Here is a 23,188-nt window from a genome sequence, read left to right as displayed (position 1 = left end):
GACGCTTTTTTACTAGTTGCCATTAAATTAAGCCATGGTTTAGTCAATGCGCAAGGCTAAAAATTGGTTTGCAAAGTATAAGGCCTGCTCAGCGTTGACACGACAGCCACGCAAGTCAACGGGTTGAACGCGCAGTGCTTTGAATTGGCAACTGCGAAGGTCACTTTTGTTTAGTGGTGTATTGGTGAAATCGGCATTATCTAAGGCACAGTCTGTCAGGTGAGTTGTTTTAAGACTAGTTTCCATGCAGTTGATTTCTGTCAGTCGGCTAGCTTTAAACGTCACACCCGTCAGCTTCATTTCATTGAGATTGGCTAGATTTAAGTTGCAGGCTTCAAATAGAATGTCTTTAAAGAAGCTCTGATCAAAGGTTGTTCCAACTAATTTGCAATTAATAAAATGCACCCGATACCAGCTTGATTTTTCAAACTGACAATTCGAGAGGTCACAATTTTTGAAAATAACATCGGTCACCTCAACGCGAAAAAACTGATTGTGGGTAAAAATCGTGTTCTCAAACTGGCATTGTTCAATAATAGGATGTTCACTCGTTTGAGCAGTAACTTGTTGATCGGCAATCAGGGCGTTGTTGAGTAACTGATCCTCATCATCGTAAATGGTCTGAAAGGCAGTTGGTTGTAAGGTTGTCGGGTTTATTCTTGGGGTTTGCATGGCTAATTTGCTCCTTTTTATTACTATATTAATATAGCAGGAATGCTTCAGTTTTTTAAGATATTATCGCCGAAAAGTGGGTTTGAGTTTGTCGAAACCATGATTATCGCCATATTTCTTTCACAATTGTGCCACGCTTTGTTACAAAATTGTTGATATACTAGGACTGATTATTAGCCCGAAGTGGGGTATGATTAGATTTAGGTCAGATGTTTGGCAATTTACTGAACATCGTATAAATTTATCGTGAAGATAAGAATCGATAAACTTGGAGGACGATGATAATGAAATTATTAATGATTGAAGACAATAAATCTGTCTCTGAAATGATGGCAATGTTTTTTAAGAAAGAACAATGGGATGCTCATTTTGCCTATGATGGGAATGAAGCTGTTTCGATGTTTAAAGAAGACGTCGATAGTTGGGACATGATTACGTTGGACCTCAACTTGCCTGGTAAAGATGGTATGGCGGTTAGTGCAGATATTCGCAAGGCATCACCAACTGTACCAATTATTATGTTGACTGCTCGAGATTCTGAAAGTGATCAAGTTTTAGGCTTGGAAATGGGTGCGGATGATTATGTGACCAAGCCATTTTCACCAATTACTTTGATTGCACGGATCAAAGCGTTGCATCGGCGGGCCGATTTAGGTAAGGCGACACCGACCGAAGTTGGTGATGATGCCGTCAGTGATTTCGATGTGCAAACCGATCATTTTAAATTGAATACTAAGACACGTGAAGCCTATTTGGCTGGTCAACAAATTGAAGATTTAACACCCAAGGAATTTGATTTGTTAAAGACGTTAGCGCAAAAGCCGCGCCAAGTCTTCTCCAGAGAGCAGTTGCTCCAATTAGTCTGGGATTATGAATACTACGGTGATGAACGGACCGTGGATGCACATATCAAAAAGTTACGGCAGAAAATCGAAAAAGCTGGTCCTCAAATCATTCAAACGGTCTGGGGGGTTGGATACAAGTTCGATGATAGTGGAGTTGACGCTAAATGAAACTGATCTACCAACAAATGCTCGCGTTTTTTGCGGTGATCATCACGGTGATCGTTGTGTTAGGTTTTGCGTTTATTCGAACCACTAAAACCATGATTTACCAGAATTCTTGGCAACAACTCCAGCAGTATGCCACTAGTATTGAAAAAGAAGCGATTCGTTACAATACACAAACGAAAAAAGTGGTGGGTTTTAACCAACAATTCTTAAATGATGGGACCGCAATTTTACGTGATCAACATATTCATTTTTCAGTATACGATGCGAATAAGAAGGTCGTTTATCCGACTTCGATGGGATTGAATAGTGCGCCCAGTGGCTCATTCTATGCGCCTAGTATTTCGATTGCTGACTGGAAAAAGTTGAAACAAAATAAGACGATCACCAAGTCACCACACGTGTCGTTCAAATCTCGTAACCATGATCGCCCCGTGAATACACCGTCATTACGGACGATTGATGTCTTAGTGCCATTGTTCTATAAGAGTGGCACGACCAAGAAGTTTGTCGGCGCGATTTCGATGGGGTCGTTTGAACAAACGTTACAAGCGAATGAACAACAAATCGAAAATAATTTGTTCATTGCGTTGCTTGTTTCCGGTATCGCAGCGTTACTACTGAGTTACATTTTGGCTCGCTATTCTGTTCGGCGAATTAATCGCTTGCGGTACGCTACCCATTCAGTGGCGAGTGGTGATTTCGATATTCAAGTTGAGAGTAATCACAAGGATGAAATTGACGACTTGGCGGATGATTTCAATGGCATGGTGAATTCTTTACGGTCTTCTAATGAAGAAATCAAACGCCAAGAGAAACGGCGGCGTGAATTTATGGCTGACGCAGCGCACGAAATGCGGACGCCATTAACAACGATCAATGGGATTCTTGAGGGCTTGGCTTATGACGCCATTCCAGAAGAGGATAAGGCTCATTCGATCGAGCTGATGCAAAATGAAACGAAACGCTTGATTCGGTTGGTCAACGAGAACTTAGATTATGAAAAGATTCGGACCGGTCAGATTGCTTTAAATAAGACCAATTTTGATGGGACTGAAGTTTTACACAACTTAGTTGAACAACTCACAAAGAAGGCGGCTGCTTCAGAAGATCAATTTAAACTGACGGCACCCGATGAACTGCCGGTGTGGGCTGATTATGACCGATTCGTACAAGTGTTATTCAATATCATGCAAAATGCGATTCAGTTCTCACAAAAAGGGACGATCGAAGTGACGGCGCGTCGAACGGATCACGCTGCCGTGGTGACTGTTCAAGATCATGGGATTGGGATGACGCCTGATCAAGTGAAGAACATTTGGGAACGGTATTACAAGGCTGATCCTTCACGGAAAAACACGAAGTATGGTGAATCGGGCTTAGGCTTGGCCATCTCACATCAATTAGTCCAACAACATGGTGGGTCGATTGAAGTCAAGAGTGAACCAAATCAAGGAACCTGCTTCACGGTAACATTTCCGGATAAAGGCTTTGATAAGCCAATTATTGAAGATTAAACTAGCACTGAAAGCGTGGTCTGAGTGTGTTTTGCTTGGATCACTTTTTTGTTGAATAAAACGGGGTCAACGCACAACTTGTAGTCGCGCTGATGCCGCGAATATGTTACTCTTAACATGGCTGTGAACAGCGATTTACCGCTATTTTAGATAAGTAAGTTAAAATCTAGTCACCTTGATGGCGTTAGACTAGATTCATCAGAATTGAACGAATAGGAGCAACAACATATGCAAAAAGTACAAATTACTGGGAATTCCCAACGTAAAGTTAAAGACGGTTATCCGTTACTTGTGGAAGATGATTTAAAAGATCCTAGCATGAAATTGACGGATGGGTCCTTTGTGACCTTAATGGCGAGTTCACAATTTATGGGCTATGCCTTGATTGCCAAGCATCGTCGGCAATTGGGTTGGGTGCTGAGTGTGGATGAAACGCAGACACCAACGGTCGATTATTTCCGTAAGTTATTCAAGACGGCGTTAGTTCGCCGTGAAACGACGATGGCTGAAAACTTACCACAACGTGTTTTCAATGCGGCCGGTGATGGTTTAGGTGGCGTGACGATCGATCGTTACAACGACTATTATGTGTTCACATGGTACGCTGAAGGCGTTTATCAACAACGTGAAATGCTCTATGCTGCATTTGAGACGGCCACTGATCACCAGTTTAAGGGGATTTATGCGAAGTTACGTTTCAATGTTGGTGAAGCCAACTTGAAGAGCCAACTTGTGACGGGGACGGCTGCGCCAGAACCTTTATTGGTGACGGAAGGTAATGTGACTTATCCTGTTCATTTACAAGATGATCTCAATACGGGCCTGTTATTAGATATGCGTCCAATTCGAGAATGGTTGGCTGGTGCTGAATTACAAGGGAAGACGGTTTTAAACTTATTCAGTCAAGAGAATGGTATTACGGCTGCTGCGGCTGTGGCCGGCGCCGCTAAAACGATTTCTATTGAAACCAATAAGAAGGGTGCTTCGGCGACTGCGGAACAATTGGCGATGAACAACATCGATCCAGATAAGCACGAGATTCGGACGATTGAAGTGCCAAATTATTTGGATTACACGGCCAAGCATCATTTGAGCTACGATGTGGTTGTGGTCACTGCGCCAACTTTTGCACGAGTAAAGAAGCAAAAGTTCCAAGTAGCGACCGATTTAACCGATTTATTGGCACAAGCTTTGCCAACGGTTCGGCGTGAAGGCCAATTAGTCGTGGCAACGACCGCCAATAATTTCTCCATGAAGCGATTCAATGAAGCCGTCAGTGATGCCTTTATTGGTAGTGATCGAACATATACGGTTACCGCTACGTTCCGTTTACCGGATGATTTTGTCACGCGTAAAGCTTACTTAGCCAGCAACTATTTGAAGGTTTTGGTCCTAACATTAGATAAATAGGGCAAAATAACAGCTTAAATAAAAAAAATTTAAACCGAATTTTGGAGGCCGTTTTCATTACTTGAAAACGGTCTCTATTGATAAAGAAAACGAATTCATGAAAATATAAAAATAATTATATTTCAGCTGTGAACGCTATTTAAGACTGGTAAAACGGTTACTTTCCTGATAAACTTATTTCTTGTCGTTAGGCATGAGAGAAAAAATAGAAATGAGGATTATGATTAATGGGAATTCTAATTGCACTGATTCCTGCAATTGCGTGGGGTAGTATCGGCTTAATTAGTGGTCATATGGGCGGTTCTGCGCGGCAACAGACCCTTGGTATGACAATGGGTGCTTTGGTCTTTGGGCTCATTCTTTGGATTGTGAAACAACCATCCTTAACCACGGCGGTCTGGGTCACCGGGATTATTTCCGGTTTGTTCTGGAGTGTTGGGCAAGGACAACAGTTCACATCAATGAAAGCAATTGGGATTTCGCGGACCACCCCAATGTCGACCGGGATGCAGTTAGTGGCCAACGCCTTAGCCGGAGTATTGCTGTTCAATGAATGGCATGGCAAGATGTATTGGATTGGGTCAATCTCAGTGATCGTCTTGATTGCTGGGGCAGTTTTGACCTCTTTAACAGACCGTTCTGATCCGAATCGCCGGCTATCTGAAAATTGGGGCGTCGGAATTCGGGCACTGATTTTATCAACGATTGGCTATGCAGGTTACACGATTGTCGTGCATTATGGGAATGTTGATGCGCAAGCGGTCGTAATGCCACAAGCGATTGGGATGTTGATAGGGGCCTTAGTTTGGTCCTTTAAAGACAAACCATGGACACAACGAGCTACTTATCGAAACATCATCACTGGTTTGGTTTGGGGCGTTGGAAATTTATTTATGTTCATGGCCATGGCTCAAATCGGTCAAGCGATTGCGTACTCACTTTCACAAATGGGCATCGTTATTTCAACTTTCGGGAGCATCTATTTGTTAGGTGAGCGTAAAACGAAACGGGAAATGGTGTATGTCATCGTGGGGTCTATCTTGGTTATTATTGGTGGGGTCGCCCTATCCTTGATGAAGGCTTAGTAAAAAGTTTTACCTGAAAATTAATTAAATTATTTTAAAAAGGTCTAAAACGCAATCAGACGCGATAACAATTCGTTATCTGCGCCTTTTTTGATTGATAAATTTACTTATTTTTTACATAATTTACGAAAATTCACGAAAAAACCGGGTAAGCGCTTTTCATTCGGTTCGCTCCTATTGTATAATGTGAGTTGTTAAATATGTATAGAAAGAGGTAATAATAAATGGCACACATTTCATTTGACAGCTCTAATTTAACTAAGTTCGTGCATGATAACGAACTTGGCGAAATGCAAGCTATGGTCACAGCTGCTGACAAGGAGCTGCGTGAAGGTACTGGCGCCGGTAATGATTTCCGCGGCTGGTTAGACTTACCACTAGATTACGACAAGGAAGAATTTGCCCGCATTAAAGCGGCTGCAAAGAAGATTCAATCAGACTCAGACGTCTTAGTAGTAATCGGGATTGGTGGTTCATACCTCGGTGCTCGGGCAGCCATTGAATTCTTACATGAAACATTCTGGTCATCACTTTCACGTGAAGACCGTAAATTCCCACAAGTTGTCTTTGCTGGGAACTCAATTTCACCTTCATACGTCAACGATTTAATTCATATGATCGGTGACCGTGACTTCTCTGTTAACATTATTTCGAAGTCTGGGACGACGACTGAACCTTCAATCGCTTTCCGGGTCTTCAAAGAAAAGTTAATTGCGAAGTATGGTGAAGCTGCAGCTAAAGGCCGGATTTTTGCCACAACTGACCGCAAACGTGGTGCGTTGAAGCAAGAAGCTGATGCTGAAGGTTACGAATCATTCGTTATTCCTGATGACGTTGGTGGCCGTTTCACTGTTTTGACTCCAGTTGGTTTATTACCAATTGCCGTTTCTGGTGGCGACATCGATTCATTAATGAAGGGTGCTGCTGATGGTAAGAGTCAATACAGCGATGCTGATTTGACTAAGAACGAAGCTTACCAATATGCTGCTTTCCGGAACATTTTGTACCGGAAGGGTTATACCACTGAAATTCTTGAAAACTACGAACCAAATATGGCGATGTTCTCAGAATGGTGGAAGCAATTAATGGGTGAATCCGAAGGGAAAGACCAAAAGGGGATCTACCCATCATCAGCTAACTTTACGACTGACTTACATTCATTGGGTCAATATATCCAAGAAGGTCGTCGTAACTTGATGGAAACTGTTGTTAAGGTTCAAAATGCTACGAGTGACGTTGACATTCCTAAAGAAACTGAAAACCTTGATGGCTTGAAGTATCTTGAAGGCAAGACAATGGCACAAGTTAACACTAAAGCCTTTGAAGGGGTTATTATGGCCCATGTTGATGGCGGTGTTCCTAACATGGTCGTTAACATTCCTAGCCAAGATGCTTATACCTTAGGCTATATGATCTACTTCTTCGAAGCTGCTGTCGCAATTTCTGGTTACTTGAACGGAATCAACCCATTCAACCAACCAGGTGTTGAAGCCTACAAGAACAACATGTTTGCGCTACTTGGCAAGCCTGGCTATGAAGATTTAACTAAAAAGTTAACTGCACGCCTTAAATAAGCGTTCAGCAATTTAAAAATTTAGAAGCTCTCAGAATTAGCATTTAATTCTGGGGGCTTCTTTTTTTGTCGTAATTGCCGCTAACCAATCTTAATCTGGATTCTTGATTGAGTCCTAACATGGTCGAGGCTTCTTAATGCATCGTATGGACTAATTTCAATCAATTTCTAGTTGGACTACTAGTTACGACGGGAACTAGGGCGAGTCGAAGCCGGTTAAAGAGGCGGAACGACAGGCGCAAGTTAAGCTGAAATTTATAAGATTGATAGCCTATTTGATTTGTTCTTAAATTGACATAATTAAGTCGCCCGAATTTTACCTTATTTGAATCGTTGGGCTTAAATGATAGATTTATTAATATTTTTAATTAATTTTTGGCATTTTAAACTGATTGGATTCGATTAATGTATATACAATCGTAACCAACAATAACCAGCAAAATACAAGCGAACTATTTTAATACCATCTAATTTGAGTTTATGGAATGGGATAACCTAGCTATTTACTCTAGTTTATAAAGTTTCCAATTGTGGATTTAATGGCAATTGAACTAACTATGCCGGTTCTATTAGCTCTCCGTGAATTCTGTGCAAGCAAAGTGACTTTCTCATTTTCACGGTCTGGAAAGGCACCTTTAACAACCCCCGTTATGTTTCCGATATTAATAATTCGATGATACGATAAAAAATGAGAACTATGATTAAAGGGTTGAACATAATTCTGAAGTCATAATTTCAACTAAGATTTCATTAATTAAGTTGGGGTACTTTACGGAGATTTGAAGAAGGAAGGCATAATTTTGAAGCTTTTAAGGAATAAATCGTTCAAAGGGGATCCAAAATTACATTATAAGATGTTCAAAGTTGGTCGTTCATGGGTATTTACCACCATGGCGACTTTTGCATTAACTGGTGCCTTGCAACAAACGGTTCATGCGGATAAAACGACTAATAATGATGCAGTGATTGAAACTGAGGCTGAGGAAACCCATGCAGCGAGCTCGACGGCTGACGAGCAAACTGATCCGGCTGCGACGACTGACTATCTGTCTGCGGCTGCACTTGCCGGGGAAACCGCTGGCGAAACAACCAGTGATGAAACGAGTACGGCGACGATTTCTGCTGCCAGTAGCTCGACAGAATCAAAGACGCGTTCAAGTTCAGATGAAGTAAACAGCAATGCGTCTTCGACAGCTTCGACGGCGGATCAAACTGCCACAAGTAGTGCTGCGAGTGAAGCCAATGATGATGCGGCCAAGACGGCCAAGTCAAGTTTGGCCAGCAGTAGTGCTGATGAAGCTAAGCAGACTAGTGAGCGACAAAGCACTGCAACCGATAATCAATCAGCGGCAACCAGTAAAGATACTGACACAACCACGACCGGCTCCGATGCTGGTGTTAAAAGTGAGAGTGCTGTAAGCGATACATTAGAAGATATCAAGGCAACAAGTACTTACGATAGTTCGGCAGCTAATTCTGATACGGCAAATAGCCAAGCAACCAGTAGTGAAGCAACTAATTCAGCGGCTACGACTGATACCACTGTAACGACCACTGATCAAACGGATACGACTTCAAATAATGCGAAAACTGAGGAAGCCGCGCCAATTACGGATGCAGAATTGACACAAGTGGTCAATGAAGCTCGTGAGATTGCTGATCAAGCGAATGAGACGTTAAAGGCCGGGAGTGGGGTCAACACTGATAGTTCGGTTGCTAATTCTGCAGCGAACGCGGCAAGTCAAGCGGCTTCATACGCTGACGCTGCTAGCAGTTATGCCAGTTTAGTGAATACGTTGCAAACCCAAGCAGCAACAAGTGCGGCTCAAAGCGCCTATGATGCAGCGCAGACTGCAGCGGAGTTGGCGAAACATTACAATAGTTTAGCCAATATGTATTTGGATGCTTTAGCCAGTGGTACGGGTGCCGCAACTGAAAATACGATCAATTATGCCAATGCGAGTTCTGCAGCGATGTCAGCTGCCGCTGCGGCTGATGCGGCGGCGGCCATTGCAGCCTCACAAGCCGAAGTAGCGCGGAGTGCGGCCACACAAGGTCTAGTTGATCTGGCAAGCAGTACGAATGCTGCCGCAAGTTCAGCTGCCGCTGCGGCTAATGCTGCCGCAAGCGCTGCTGCTGAAGCTGCGAATAACGCTTACTTGGCGATGCAATATGACAAAAACAATGCCAGCGTGAGTGCGGCCTATAACACGGCAAGTACGAATGCTGCGGCAGCTTCTAATGCTGCGATGAATGCTAATCAAGCCGCTAGTTTAGCCGCAGATGCGTATGCCGCGACCGTGGCTGCTGCTGGTAATGACGATTATGAAGCCGGCAGTACCGCATACTCAAACGGTACAGTCAATATGACGACGGCTATCGCTGAGCGTACGACAGCGGATGAAACCAATGCCAACGCCCAAGCTGCGGCCACACAGGCCAATAGTATGGCCGTTTCAGATGTGGCGTCCTCAGCAGCTAATGATGCCGCTCAGGCTGGCAATTCTAGCAACCAAGCATCCTCAGCGGCGAGTGAAGCGGCAAATTATACTGGGACTCAGGCTAGTGAATATGCCTCAAATGCTAAAGCTGCTTCAGATTCAGCTGCAGCCCAATATACGTTAGCAAATTCAGCCGCAACAGCTGCTGCGAGTGCTGGTACCGCGAAGGAAGCTAATTCATTAGCTCGTGTCGCGGCTAATGCGATGTCAGCTGCGGAAAGTTATGCGGTCGAAGCGGTGGTTAATGCCGAATTGGCTAAAGAACTTAGCGCCGATGTCAGCAATAGTAATGAGGATAGTTCAGCGGCGAGTGCAACTTTAAATACCGCCAATCCTAATATTAATGTCGGTGAAAACGCGAACTTGACTGGTGCGGTTACCCCTAACAAAGGGACCGTTAAAGATTCAACTTACCAATGGTACATGTCGACAGATAAAGTAAATTGGACGTTATTGGATCAAACCAGCACTGATGGTGTGCTTAATTTACCATTATTACAAGCCGGAACTTATTATTTCCAAACAGTGGTTTCTGGGAGTTACAAGTCAGGCTTAACGACTAAAAAGTATACAGCGTCAAGTAACGTGATTACGATTGTCGTCACTGATCCGGCTGGGACTTATGACAATCAAGCTAGCAGCTCAGCAAGTCTGGCTTCTAGTCACGCTTCTAGCGCTAACTCGGCTGCCAATGCGGCCAGTGATGCCATTAGTTCGGCCAGCTCTTCAGCGGATCTAACGGGTTCGTTAGGAAGTTTCTATACGAGTATGGCTCAAGACGACTACAAAAACGCCAATTCCTATGCGAACTTAGCGACGAGTGCTGCGGCCGCTGCTGAAGCCGCTAGCAATAGTATTGCCGGCTATCAAACTGCTGGTGATTATAGTGCGGCTAGTTCATGTGCGGTTGCTGCGGCAAGTTACGCAGTAGATGCTTCTTCATATCGAGATTCGGCAGATTCGTGCTATGCCTCAGCAATTGATAACATTAATCAGGCGTTAGATAATGCGGCTTCTGAAGCTGCTGATAGTGATGCGGCCAACTATTTGGCAGATAGTTATGCTAAATCGGCAGCCGCGGCAGCTTCTTCGGCTGCCAGTGCTGCGGCAGCCGCGGCTTCACATGCTAACGATGCCAATAATGCTTACACAGCTGGTGGTGATTTTAACGCTGGGACTGATGGCAATTTAGCTGCAGCTAGCAATGCGGCTTCGACCGCACAATCCTATGCTAATGTGGCACAAGAACAAGCTAGCATTGCCGCTTCGTATGCTGCTGATGGTCTCTATGCCAAAGTAGAAATGGCCATGAAGTTAGCGGCTCTGAATAACACGTATGCGAATAATTATTTGGTTGCCGCTGCCAGTGCTGCTGCCGCAGTCACTCAAACAATTGTGGATGCCCAAACGACTTATTATAATTCGATTGCAACGGATGCAAAAACTGCTGCTGCCGCCGGATCAGCCGCTGCTAGTGCTGCAACTTCGACTGCGGATTCATTGGCAAACCAATATGCAAACAATACTGATTTAGGAAATTCCTATGTGAATGCAACTCGTAGTTATGCGACAGACGCGATGAGTGCTGCTGCTGAAGCCAATGCCGCCGCTGCTAATGCCGCTAAATATATGTCATTAGCTAGTTCAGCGGTTGCTGCTGGAAACTTTGCGGATGCTAGTTCATATGTTAGTTTAGCGGAACAAGCGTCTACGGATGCGACGTCGTATGCCGCGACCGCTAATTCGATTGCCAACTCTAGTGGTGATGCGGCGGCCCAAGCAGCCAATTACTCTAACAGCACAATCCCTGAGAATAATAAAAACACTGGGGATGCTGGAACGATTTGGGGCTCGGTCGTAAGTGCTGGGATGACTGCACAACCGGCTAAGTCAACTTCAACCAAAAAAGGCGGTACCATTACGCTTTCAGGGGCGTGTGCTTTAGGAATAGGTCTTCCAGCAACTGGGGTTACCACCACTTGGAGAGTTCAAATTAATGGGAAATGGATGGACATTGCTGATGCCGGTCAATACCTGACGATTCTTAGTGAAGACAATAATAATAGTAAAGGCCTACTTTTGAATGTGATGACTGGTCGTAGTTCAATTGTCTTACAACTTGCTGACGATTTCGACGGCACCATGATTTTCCAGATGGTCTCAGTGTTTGATGGTCATATTATCGGTGTCTCTAAGATTGCGAGTGATGTCGCAGAAGTCGACATCTATGATGATGATATTCCTGCAAGTGAAATCACAATTGATGGTGATGACTATATTATTCTCTCCAATGTTGACGGTGCTGATGTCACTGGTGATGATGGTGCGGATAACAAAACAACTTACCAATTTAAGGCTATAACAAATCCAGGTAACGCTACTGGTGAAATGACTTGGTCCACAAGTGACTCCAGCATCGCGACGATTGATAATGCTGGGTTGTTAACGGCTTATAAAGCTGGGACCGTCACGGTTACTGTAACCATTCACAATGCTGATGGGACTTCATATTCATACTCAATGACGATTACGATCGGTAATGGTTTAGATGATCAAAATGTTTCCGCTGGTGATGACTTCACTTGGGTACCAAAGGGAACTAATACTGGTGACGATAGTGATATGACGTATCAATGGTACTATTCACCAAATGCTGATGGGTCAAATGGCATTGCGATTGATGGTGCAACCAGTGATCAGCTAGATTTCAATAGTGTTCAGGTGGGTCAATCTGGTTATTATTACTTGGTTATGAAGAATGGTGACCAAACAGTCACGTTAGGAACGGCCTATTTAACAGTCAACTCGACACAAACTTCAGATGCAAATTCTGCTGCAGATGAAGCGACCGGATCGACTTCTGACGCCAATTCATATGCCAATGTTGCTGGATCATATGCTGATATTGCGGATGAGTACTCAGATGTCAATTCGGCAGCAAATCAATATGCACAACAAGCAGCCGAAGCAGCAAGTACTGCTGCCGAAGCAGCGTCTGAAGCTGAAGCCGCAAGTGCCGCTGCAGAAACTGCTCGCCAGAATGCCAATTCTGCTGAAGCAGCTGGTAAAAATTCTGAAGCTGCCAGCCATGCGCAAAAAGCAAAAGAGGCTGCGAGTTCAGCAGCAGCAGCTAAGAAGAAAGCTGCTGATGCCGCTACCCACGCCGGATATTTTGCGGGATTAGCTGCGAATGAGTCTATAGACGATACTGATACAGATACAGACTCGGATACTGATACTGACTCAGACACAGATACTGACTCAGATACAGATACCGACTCGGATACCGATACCGACTCAGATACCGATACAGACTCAGATACCGATACAGACTCGGATACTGATACTGACTCAGACACAGATACAGACTCAGATACAGATACAGACTCGGATACAGATACTGACTCGGATACAGATACAGACTCGGATACAGATACAGACTCGGATACCGATACAGACTCGGATACAGATACAGACTCGGATACCGATACCGACTCAGATACGGATACTGACTCAGATACAGATACAGACTCGGATACCGATACAGACTCGGATACCGATACTGACTCGGATACCGATACTGACTCAGATACCGATTCTGATACAGATACCGATACAGATACCGATACAGATACTGACACGGATACCGATACCGACTCAGATACAGATACAGACTCGGATACCGATACTGACTCAGATATTGATACTGACTCAGATACTGATACAGATACCGACTCAGATACAGATACTGACTCGGATACTGATACCGACTCAGATACAGATACTGACTCAGATACAGATACAGACTCGGATACCGATACCGACTCGGATACAGATACTGACTCGGATACTGATACAGATTCAGATACAGATACCGACTCAGATACTGATACAGACTCAGATACTGATACTGATTCGGATACTGATACTGACTCCGACACTGATACTGACTCGGATACCGATACCGACTCAGATACTGATACTGACTCGGATACCGATACCGACTCAGATACAGATACTGACTCGGATACTGATACCGACTCAGATACCGATACTGACTCAGATACCGACTCCGACACAGATACTGACTCGGATACGGATACGGATACCGATACTGATTCAGATACCGATACCGACTCCGATACTGATACAGACTCGGATACAGATACCGATACTGACTCAGATACCGATACTGACTCGGATACCGATACCGACTCAGATACTGATACCGACTCGGATACCGATACTGACTCGGATACAGATACTGACTCAGATACAGATACCGACTCAGATACTGATACAGACACAGATACTGATACTGATTCGGATACAGATACCGACTCCGACACAGATACTGACTCGGATACAGATACCGACTCAGATACCGATACTGACTCGGATACAGATACCGACTCAGATACAGATACTGACTCAGATACAGATACCGACTCCGACACAGATACTGACTCGGATACGGATACCGATACTGATTCAGATACAGATACCGACTCCGATACTGATACAGACTCAGATACCGATACTGACTCAGATACGGATACCGACACCGATACTGACTCGGATACTGATACAGATACTGACTCAGATACAGATACTGACTCAGATACAGATACCGACTCGGATACAGATACCGACTCAGACACTGATACTGACTCAGATACAGATACTGACTCGGATACTGATACCGACTCAGACACTGATACTGATACTGACTCAGATACTGATACTGACTCAGATACCGATACCGACTCTGACACGGATACCGACTCAGACACGGATACCGACTCAGACACAGATACTGACTCCGATACGGATACCGACTCAGATACCGATACTGACTCAGATACCGATACTGACTCAGATACTGATACTGACTCAGACACTGATACTGACTCAGATACTGATACTGACTCAGATACTGATACTGACTCAGATACCGACTCAGACACTGATACTGACTCAGATACGGATACCGATACTGACTCAGATACGGATACCGATACTGACTCAGATACCGATACTGACTCAGATACAGATACCGACTCGGATACTGATACAGACTCAGACACTGATACTGACTCAGATACCGATACTGACTCTGATACCGACTCCGATACGGATACTGACTCAGATACCGATACCGACTCGGATACTGATACCGACTCTGACACTGATACTGACTCGGATACTGATACCGACTCAGATACGGATACTGACTCCGATACCGATACCGACTCAGATACTGACTCTGACACCGACTCAGATACGGATACAGACTCAGACACGGATACCGACTCAGACACGGATACAGACTCAGATACGGATACCGATTCCGACACAGATACTGATTCGGATACGGATACTGACTCGGATACCGATACTGACTCGGATACAGATACTGACTCGGATACAGATACTGACTCGGATACCGATACTGACTCGGATACCGATACTGACTCGGATACCGATACTGACTCGGATACAGATACTGACTCAGACACTGATTCAGATACAGATACCGACTCGGATACCGATACTGACTCGGATACCGATACCGACTCAGATACCGACTCAGATACGGATACTGACTCAGATACCGACTCCGACACTGATACTGACTCGGATACAGATACCGACTCTGACACGGATACTGACTCAGATACCGATTCAGACACTGATACTGACTCAGACACTGATACTGACTCAGATACCGATTCAGACACTGATACTGACTCAGACACTGATACTGACTCAGATACTGATACTGACTCAGATACGGATACTGACTCAGATACGGATACTGACTCAGATACCGATACTGACACCGATACTGACTCGGATACCGATACTGATACTGACTCGGATACCGATACTGATACTGACTCAGATACGGATACCGATACTGATACTGACTCAGATACGGATACCGACTCAGATACTGATTCAGATACTGATTCAGATACAGATACAGATACCGACACAGACACAGACACGGATACCGATACGGATACTGACTCAGATACGGATACTGACTCAGATACCGACTCAGATACTGATACTGACTCAGATACGGATACCGATTCCGATACTGATACTGACTCAGATACCGACTCCGATACGGATACTGACTCAGATACCGACTCTGACACTGATACTGACTCAGATACCGATACCGACTCGGATACGGATACGGATACCGACTCGGATACAGATACTGACTCAGACACGGATACCGACTCAGATACAGACACTGACTCGGATACTGATACCGACTCGGATACCGATACTGACTCGGATACAGATACCGATTCCGATACAGATACTGACTCAGATACAGATACCGACTCAGATACCGATACCGACTCAGATACTGATACCGACTCCGACACCGATACTGACTCGGATACCGACTCAGATACCGATACTGACTCGGATACCGATACTGACTCAGATACAGACTCAGACACGGATACTGATTCCGATACCGATACTGACTCAGATACCGATACCGACTCTGACACAGATACTGATTCCGATACTGATACCGACTCAGATACTGATACCGACTCAGACACAGATACTGATTCTGACACGGATACCGACACGGATACCGACACGGATACAGATACAGATACAGATACTGACTCGGATACAGATACAGACTCGGATACCGATACCGACTCAGACACTGATACTGACACTGATACCGATACCGATACCGATACCGACTCCGATACAGATACTGACACTGATACAGATACTGACACCGATACTGATACCGATACCGACTCGGATACGGATACTGACTCAGATACTGATACTGACTCAGATACAGATACCGACACCGACACAGATACTGATACTGACTCCGATACCGACTCAGATACTGACTCGGATACTGATACTGACTCGGATACTGATACTGACTCAGATACTGATACTGACTCCGACACCGACTCGGATGCTGATACCGACTCGGATGCTGATACCGACTCAGATACCGATACCGACTCAGATACTGATACTGACTCGGATACTGATACCGACTCTGACACTGATACTGACTCGGACACCGATACTGATTCCGATACCGATACCGATACCGACTCGGATACAGATACCGATTCCGATACGGATACAGATACAGATACTGACTCAGATACCGATACCGACTCAGATACTGATACCGACTCAGATACTGATACCGACTCCGACACCGATACTGACTCGGATACGGATACCGACTCAGATACTGATACTGACTCGGATACCGATACTGACTCGGATACGGATACCGATACCGACTCAGATACGGATACTGACTCAGATACCGATACCGACTCTGATACTGATTCAGATACGGATACTGATTCCGATACGGATACGGATACCGATACCGACTCAGATACGGATACGGATACCGATACCGATACAGATACTGACTCAGATACAGATACTGACTCAGATACTGATACGGACTCGGATACTGATACAGACTCAGATACTGATACTGACTCAGACACTGATACTGACTCGGATGCGGATACCGACTCGGATACCGATACGGACTCGGATACCGATACTGATACCGATTCAGATACAGATACTGACTCAGATACAGATACTGACTCGGATACTGACTCAGACACTGATACTGACTCGGATACCGATACTGACTCAGATACAGATACTGACTCGGATACTGATACTGACTCAGACACTGATACTGACTCGGATACCGATACTGACTCAGATACAGATACTGACTCGGATACTGATACTGACTCAGATACTGATACCGACTCCGACACAGATACTGATTCAGACTCAGATACCGATGAGGACTCTGATGGTGATCAAATCAATCCAGGTCCTGACGGCAATAACAACGGTGGTAATGGTAACGGAAATGGTGCCAATGGCGGTAACAACACTGGCAATGGTAACAATAACACTGGTAATGGGAACAACACCGGTGGCAATAACGCTGGAAATGGTTCTAATACTGGCAGTGGTAACGGCTCAACCAATAATAATCAGATTGTTGGTGGTGGTAATGGTGGTAACGCAACTAATCCTGGCAACAACGGTGGTCAGTCAAATGGCACGGCTGCTGCGACGGTTCAACCTGGCAATACCACTAATCAAGCTACCACACAAAATGCTGGTAATGCCGTCGGTTTGAGCTATACACCTAGTGCTTTGACAACTGCTCAGGGTGGTTCAGCGACGAGCCCTGCTGGTGTGACTGGGACGACTAATGCTGCTGGAACCCCAACGGTTACTTTAGCCAACGCTGCACAACAAGGAACGAATAGTGATACTGGGAATACTGCAAAGAGTAAGCAGAAGACCAAGAAATCACGGAAACAACGCGCTGATGTTAAGCGTGGTAAGACAAAACTTACCGCTGCGGCTGATACTGCAACGAAGCAAGCCAAGCGTGATGATGACAAAATTACTTCAACTAACAAATGGGCAACAGTTGGTGCTTGGACCGCATTAGTGGCCGCAGCCGGCTTGGGAGCTTGGTTTGTAGTGGATCGTCGTCGTCGCCAACGCTAAAATTCATAAGTGACTTAATGAGCCAATTAATAATTAACGTGGTAAATTAGGGCTGAATTCCCGGGATGACTGATTATTAGTCGTCTTGGGATACATAAAAGATTAAAAATGGGGTAAGTAAATGCAAAAAGCAATGATCAAGCAATTGAAACAGTCTGTGTTAGCCGTTGGAAATACGACCGATCGTGCCACTCAGACCGTGACTTTGGCGTTATCGGTGTCAGATCATCGGCATCGCGCAAAAGTTCAATTTATTCGACGGGGGACGTTTAACCAAGCTTGGCAAGTGGTCGCGGATAATCTAGCCCAAACGCCGCAACAAAGTTGGGTTCGTATTGAAGTCGTTCAGTCTTGTCAGCGACTGGCACGCGCTGAATTTGAACAGCGACTCGCTGCAACTTTTAGGATGAACTATTGGCGAGATGGTATCAGTTTTGATGCTGACTTTCAAACAGCTTTACTGGAAATGGAAATTAATGGGCAAGCATTTTTCCGTCCCAGCGAAGCACACCGAATTGGTCGAAATCGGGCCGGTGCCTGGGTCGACTATGATCGAGTAGTGCCTTACTTAACGCAGCGGCAGGGCAGCTTACCATTGGATGTTCAAAAAACTGAATTCATTTGGATCTTTACCACTGCGGGGATTTTCACGGACGGTGAACAAATCTGGCAGTTATCTGACAAAGAAGATTGTGGTAAAGGTATCCGCGTGCTCACAAACCCACAAGCCGAGATCAAGAATGTGATTGAAGTGGGCGAGACATATTTGATTAATCAAATAAAGGCTGATGGTAAGTTTATTTATGGCTATTATCCAAGCTTACAAAAGGTTTTATCCAATTATAATTGTGTACGACATTTTTCTAGTTTATACGCTTTATTAGAAGCGATTGAATTTACTGGTCGGACGGCTGATTACGCCAAAGTAAAATTGGCCATCGAGTGGGGACTCAAGAATGCAACGATTGAACGTGATGGCGCATTATATATTGACGACAACGGGGAACTCAAACTGGGTGGTCAAGCGCTGTTATTGTTGACCTTGTGTAAGTATCAATCCGTTACGGGTGATAAAAGTTTTGAACCGGTATTATTGAAGACTTTTAAAGGTGTCCCAGCGTTTCGTCAAGCAGACGGTAAGTTAGTCCACGTTTTAAACACTGATCTCTCACTTAAAAGTGCCTATCGCATTATTTATTATGAGGGCGAAATCGTGTTTGCTTTGTCCCGCTTGTACGAATTGACTCATAACCAGGACGTTATGGTGTTAGTGCAAGAAATCTTGGACTATATGGTTGCTCATGACTATGGCAAGTACCATGATCACTGGATTTCTTATGCAATCAATGAGGCACTACAAGTCTTTCCTGACCGCAAAGACTACATGGCTTTAGGACTGAAAAATGTCTTTATTCATTTAAAATTTATTGCAGAACGTGATACGACTTATCCAACATTACTGGAATTGGTTAATGCAGCAGTTAGGATGACGGATATGGTCAAGGCATCGGGAAATGATGCGTTGCTAGAGCCGTATGATTTGATCCGATTACGACAAGTCTTTAAGGCTCGGGCCGAATATGAAGTCACAACTGGACAGTTCTTACCGGAAATTGCGATGTATCTCTATCATCCGCAGAAATTCATCGGTGGCTTTTATGCCCGCCACGACAACTTTCGGACCCGAATCGATGATTGTGAGCATTTCTTGTCAGGGTTGATTAATTATTATAACTATACGTATAAGTGAGGTGGGGTTAGATGTATTACTTTATTAATGAATATTTATTGCCAAAAAATTCCAGTGTGGAACACAGTGCGATGCAACGGGTGAAATTATTTAACCATTACCGAACACCAGCCCAGATTGTCACGAAAGCTTATGATCGATTATTACATCAGACGTTACAAAAATTTAATGTCCCCGATCAACATGTTTTAAATATGTTTGATTATTTTCAACAGGCTACGGCAGTCGCGCCAGTTGTACGACATACCGAAGATTTACATTTGCCGGTCGCTTATGCCGTTGAAGTCGGGAATAACTTTAGTCGCGTTTTCAATGGTGATGATTTAGTTGAAAATGTCGGTTTTATTCCAGGAACCATTGGCCGGGTCTTTTATCAAGAATACTTAGATAATCAAGGCAATCGACTATCCACGGATTTGTGGGATTGGCGTGGGTTTAAATCAGCGACGCAGTACTTTGGTCAAAATGGCAAGTTAGTTATGGAACGCTATTACACGCCAGCCGGTGAGACGGTGATGGAGCAATATTTCGTGGCGAATACCGCTGGCGAACCATTGGCTTCACGGATTTTATTGGAAAATTATCAAGGCCAAGCGGAGCGCTTCTTTCAAAATACGACCCAATTGTTTAACTTCTTTATTGCTGAACTGAGTCGTTTAGATCCTGAGACCACTACCTTGATCAGCGACCGGCCAGGAACTGGGATTCAACCGTTGTTGCAATTGGACGATGCATCGCGTAAATACGTGATGGTACCAATTTATCATGCTAAAACGTTGAATGATCCGTTGCATGCGCCGATTGACGGTTTTCTAGAACCAGCCTTTGATAATGCGCCACACTTTAACGGTTTTATTACGCCAACGGCAGCGCAGGCCCAACATTTACAAACCCGTTATCCGAAGATGGCGGTGACGAATATTGAACCAGTGGCGACAACACCAATCGCGCAAAGCACCTTGCGACCATGGTCGGAACGTGGCAAAGAGTTGTTAGTCGTGGGTCGATTGGCACCCGATCGGCAATTAGATCAGTTGATTCGGGTCGTGGCTCTCGTGAAGCACCAACAGCCTGAAATTCAATGTGATATTTATGGGTTTGGTGACCCTGAGTATCAAAAAACGCTACAAAATTTAATTGGCGAATTGAAGTTGACGGCTAATGTGCGACTACTCGATTATCAAGCCGACTTGGCGGATCACTATGATGATTATCGTTTGTTAGTGAATACGGATATTGCGGATGGCGGGCCGATGTCGATGCTGGAAGCTCAGGCACATGGCTTACCAGTGGTCAGTTATCGTTTTGACTATGGTCCACAAGATTATATTCAAGATGGTCAGGATGGTTATTTAATTGGTGCCGGTGACCAGTTGACGATGGCAGATCAAATTGTGAAATTAATGGCTTCGCCGAAACTGTGGACCGAATTCAGTGAGGCAGCGTTTAAAAAGCAACATACTGAGCACACTTATTTGAAGACTTGGCATCGTTGGCAACGATTATTGGCGATTTAGGGGGGAGACCATGTATTACTTTTTAAATGATAATATGCAATTTTCAAAATCAGGGATCGAACACGCAGAACTCATGCGGTTACAATTATTTAAAGACCATCATGTGCCTGCCAAAATTGTCACGCGAATTTTTACGATGAACTTGCATGACGTCATGATGGGGGCCAAACTGGCGGATGACGACTTGGTTAACTTATTTGAATTCTTCTGTGGCAGTCAATCGGTTGCACGCAAGCCGTTGCAATTAGCCGATTTTGAGGTACCAATGGATGCAATCAAAACACGCAAACAGCGCCAAGTGCATGTGGTTCAGCACGGCAAACTTTTGATGATCATCTATTTACGCGGCAAGACTGGCGATGAGGTCAGCAACGTACAATACTTCGATGTCAACGGTAAAACCATCAAGATGGACTGGTGGGATACCCGCGGCATGCATTGTTTGGAACAACTGTTTGATTGGGATGGCAAGATTGCTCAGGAAGCCTATTTTGGGCCAGATGGCCAAGTCAATTTGGAAAAGTTACATCTATTGAATCATGCTGGTCAAGAACGGCTGACTTGGCGCGTGGTGAATTATCATGGCACGAGTTGGACCTTTAACGGTTTCCAGGAGCTAACGCGTTTCTTTTATGATGAACTGAATCAAAATGATGAGAGTAATGTCTTTATTTGTGATCGGACCGTTGAATGTGCCTGGGCACTGTTCAACATGGAAACAACCGCTAAAAAAGTGCTTCATTTGCATAACAATCATGTGGCCGATTCTAGCGATATTTTGCACTCAACACTGAACAACAATTATGCGCACGCCTTAAATAATTGGCACCAATGGGACGCTGTGATCTCGGCGACACCAGAACAGTCGGCCGATGTTGAAGCGCGGTTTGGCAAGGCAATCCCGGCGTTTACGATTCCAGTCGGCTATGTCGATGCGGCGACCTTAGCGGCTAAGCCCGTACCTTTTGAGCAACGGCAACCACATTTGATCGTGCAAGTTGCTCGGCTGGCACCAGAAAAGCAACCTGAACAAACGATTGCGGCGTTTCAACAAATTTTGGCGCAATTTCCAGATGCTCAGCTGGAATTCTGGGGTTACGCCAACGGTGACACGCAAAAATTACTGGAAGCTCAAGTTGCGAAAGCGCATCTGGAAGCTTCCGTGCATTTTAAAGGTTATACCACGGATGTGAATGCCGTCTATAATCGGGCACAATTAGGGGTTCTACCGAGTCGTGCAGAAGGCTTTTCACTGATGTTACTAGAAGCACAAGCACATGGGCTACCAATGGTCGTCAATGATGTCAAATACGGCCCGAGCGATATCATTCAAGATGGCGTCAGCGGTATTTTAACGACGGAAGGCCAGCAACAACAGTTGGTCGATGCGATGCTAGATCTATTGAGCCACCAAGATAAACTGGCCACTTTTAGCGCGGCCTCGTATCAAAATGCCAAACGGTACTCTGAAGCGGCTGTCTTTGACCAATGGCAAAAATTACTGACGTATTTTAAGACCGTGCCAGTTGCTACCGACTCAGTTAAGACTTATGAAGGAGTGAAGTAAGCA

The 23,188-nt window shown here is 44.6% G+C and carries 10 protein-coding genes; 9 read left to right on the top strand and 1 reads right to left on the bottom strand.

From position 1 onward, the window contains the following. Positions 1–39: 39 nt before the first annotated feature. Positions 40–672: a pentapeptide repeat-containing protein gene (locus RA086_RS09585; protein WP_308703575.1), complete on the bottom strand. Its 633-nt coding sequence runs from the start codon at positions 670–672 to the stop codon at positions 40–42. 284 nt (positions 673–956) lie between these two features. On the opposite strand from RA086_RS09585, the gene RA086_RS09580 reads away from it, so the two are divergent. From RA086_RS09580 to RA086_RS09540, 9 genes are all read left to right on the top strand, one after another. Continuing rightward, a complete protein-coding gene (locus tag RA086_RS09580; protein WP_308703574.1) occupies positions 957–1,685 on the top strand; it encodes a response regulator transcription factor in 729 nt (242 codons plus the stop codon). Then, positions 1,682–3,199, top strand: coding sequence for a HAMP domain-containing sensor histidine kinase (locus tag RA086_RS09575; RefSeq protein ID WP_308703573.1), 1,518 nt, complete (start codon positions 1,682–1,684; stop codon positions 3,197–3,199). The genes RA086_RS09580 and RA086_RS09575 overlap by 4 nt, the downstream gene beginning before the upstream one ends. Positions 3,200–3,427: 228 nt before the next feature. Beyond that, positions 3,428–4,609: a class I SAM-dependent methyltransferase gene (locus RA086_RS09570; protein WP_308703572.1), complete on the top strand. Its 1,182-nt coding sequence runs from the start codon at positions 3,428–3,430 to the stop codon at positions 4,607–4,609. A 227-nt stretch (positions 4,610–4,836) separates the two neighbouring features. Continuing rightward, entirely contained in the window at positions 4,837–5,694 is an 858-nt protein-coding gene (locus RA086_RS09565) for a GRP family sugar transporter (protein WP_308703571.1), read from the top strand. Positions 5,695–5,918: 224 nt separating this feature from the next. Further along, positions 5,919–7,268 carry a glucose-6-phosphate isomerase gene (locus tag RA086_RS09560; RefSeq protein WP_308703570.1) on the top strand — a complete coding sequence of 450 codons (1,350 nt, stop codon included), beginning with the start codon at positions 5,919–5,921 and terminating at the stop codon, positions 7,266–7,268. Positions 7,269–8,067: 799 nt separating this feature from the next. Then, the gene (locus RA086_RS09555; protein ID WP_308703569.1) at positions 8,068–18,351 is read left to right on the top strand and encodes a KxYKxGKxW signal peptide domain-containing protein; all 10,284 of its coding nucleotides are present in this window, start codon (positions 8,068–8,070) and stop codon (positions 18,349–18,351) included. Between the two features lie 121 nt (positions 18,352–18,472). Next, on the top strand, positions 18,473–20,101 hold the full coding sequence (locus tag RA086_RS09550; protein WP_308703568.1) for a glycosyl transferase family 1: 1,629 nt from the start codon (positions 18,473–18,475) through the stop codon (positions 20,099–20,101). A gap of 11 nt (positions 20,102–20,112) precedes the next feature. Then, positions 20,113–21,618, top strand: coding sequence for a glycosyltransferase (locus RA086_RS09545; RefSeq protein ID WP_308703567.1), 1,506 nt, complete (start codon positions 20,113–20,115; stop codon positions 21,616–21,618). 10 nt (positions 21,619–21,628) lie between these two features. Next, a complete protein-coding gene (locus RA086_RS09540; RefSeq protein ID WP_308703566.1) occupies positions 21,629–23,185 on the top strand; it encodes a glycosyltransferase family 4 protein in 1,557 nt (518 codons plus the stop codon). The last annotated feature ends 3 nt before the right edge of the window (positions 23,186–23,188 follow it).

The sequence above is a fragment of the Lactiplantibacillus brownii genome (assembly GCF_031085375.1).
GTDB lineage: Bacteria > Bacillota > Bacilli > Lactobacillales > Lactobacillaceae > Lactiplantibacillus > Lactiplantibacillus brownii.
The sequence above is the reverse complement of the archived record's forward strand: the minus strand, read 5'-3'. Positions and strand labels throughout refer to the sequence as shown.

Coding starts and splice junctions, on each gene's coding strand:
- RA086_RS09585 (WP_308703575.1), bottom strand. CDS start 672: ATGCAAACCCCAAGAATAAACCCGACAACCTTACAACCAACTGCCTTT.
- RA086_RS09580 (WP_308703574.1), top strand. CDS start 957: ATGAAATTATTAATGATTGAAGACAATAAATCTGTCTCTGAAATGATG.
- RA086_RS09575 (WP_308703573.1), top strand. CDS start 1,682: ATGAAACTGATCTACCAACAAATGCTCGCGTTTTTTGCGGTGATCATC.
- RA086_RS09570 (WP_308703572.1), top strand. CDS start 3,428: ATGCAAAAAGTACAAATTACTGGGAATTCCCAACGTAAAGTTAAAGAC.
- RA086_RS09565 (WP_308703571.1), top strand. CDS start 4,837: ATGGGAATTCTAATTGCACTGATTCCTGCAATTGCGTGGGGTAGTATC.
- RA086_RS09560 (WP_308703570.1), top strand. CDS start 5,919: ATGGCACACATTTCATTTGACAGCTCTAATTTAACTAAGTTCGTGCAT.
- RA086_RS09550 (WP_308703568.1), top strand. CDS start 18,473: ATGCAAAAAGCAATGATCAAGCAATTGAAACAGTCTGTGTTAGCCGTT.
- RA086_RS09545 (WP_308703567.1), top strand. CDS start 20,113: ATGTATTACTTTATTAATGAATATTTATTGCCAAAAAATTCCAGTGTG.
- RA086_RS09540 (WP_308703566.1), top strand. CDS start 21,629: ATGTATTACTTTTTAAATGATAATATGCAATTTTCAAAATCAGGGATC.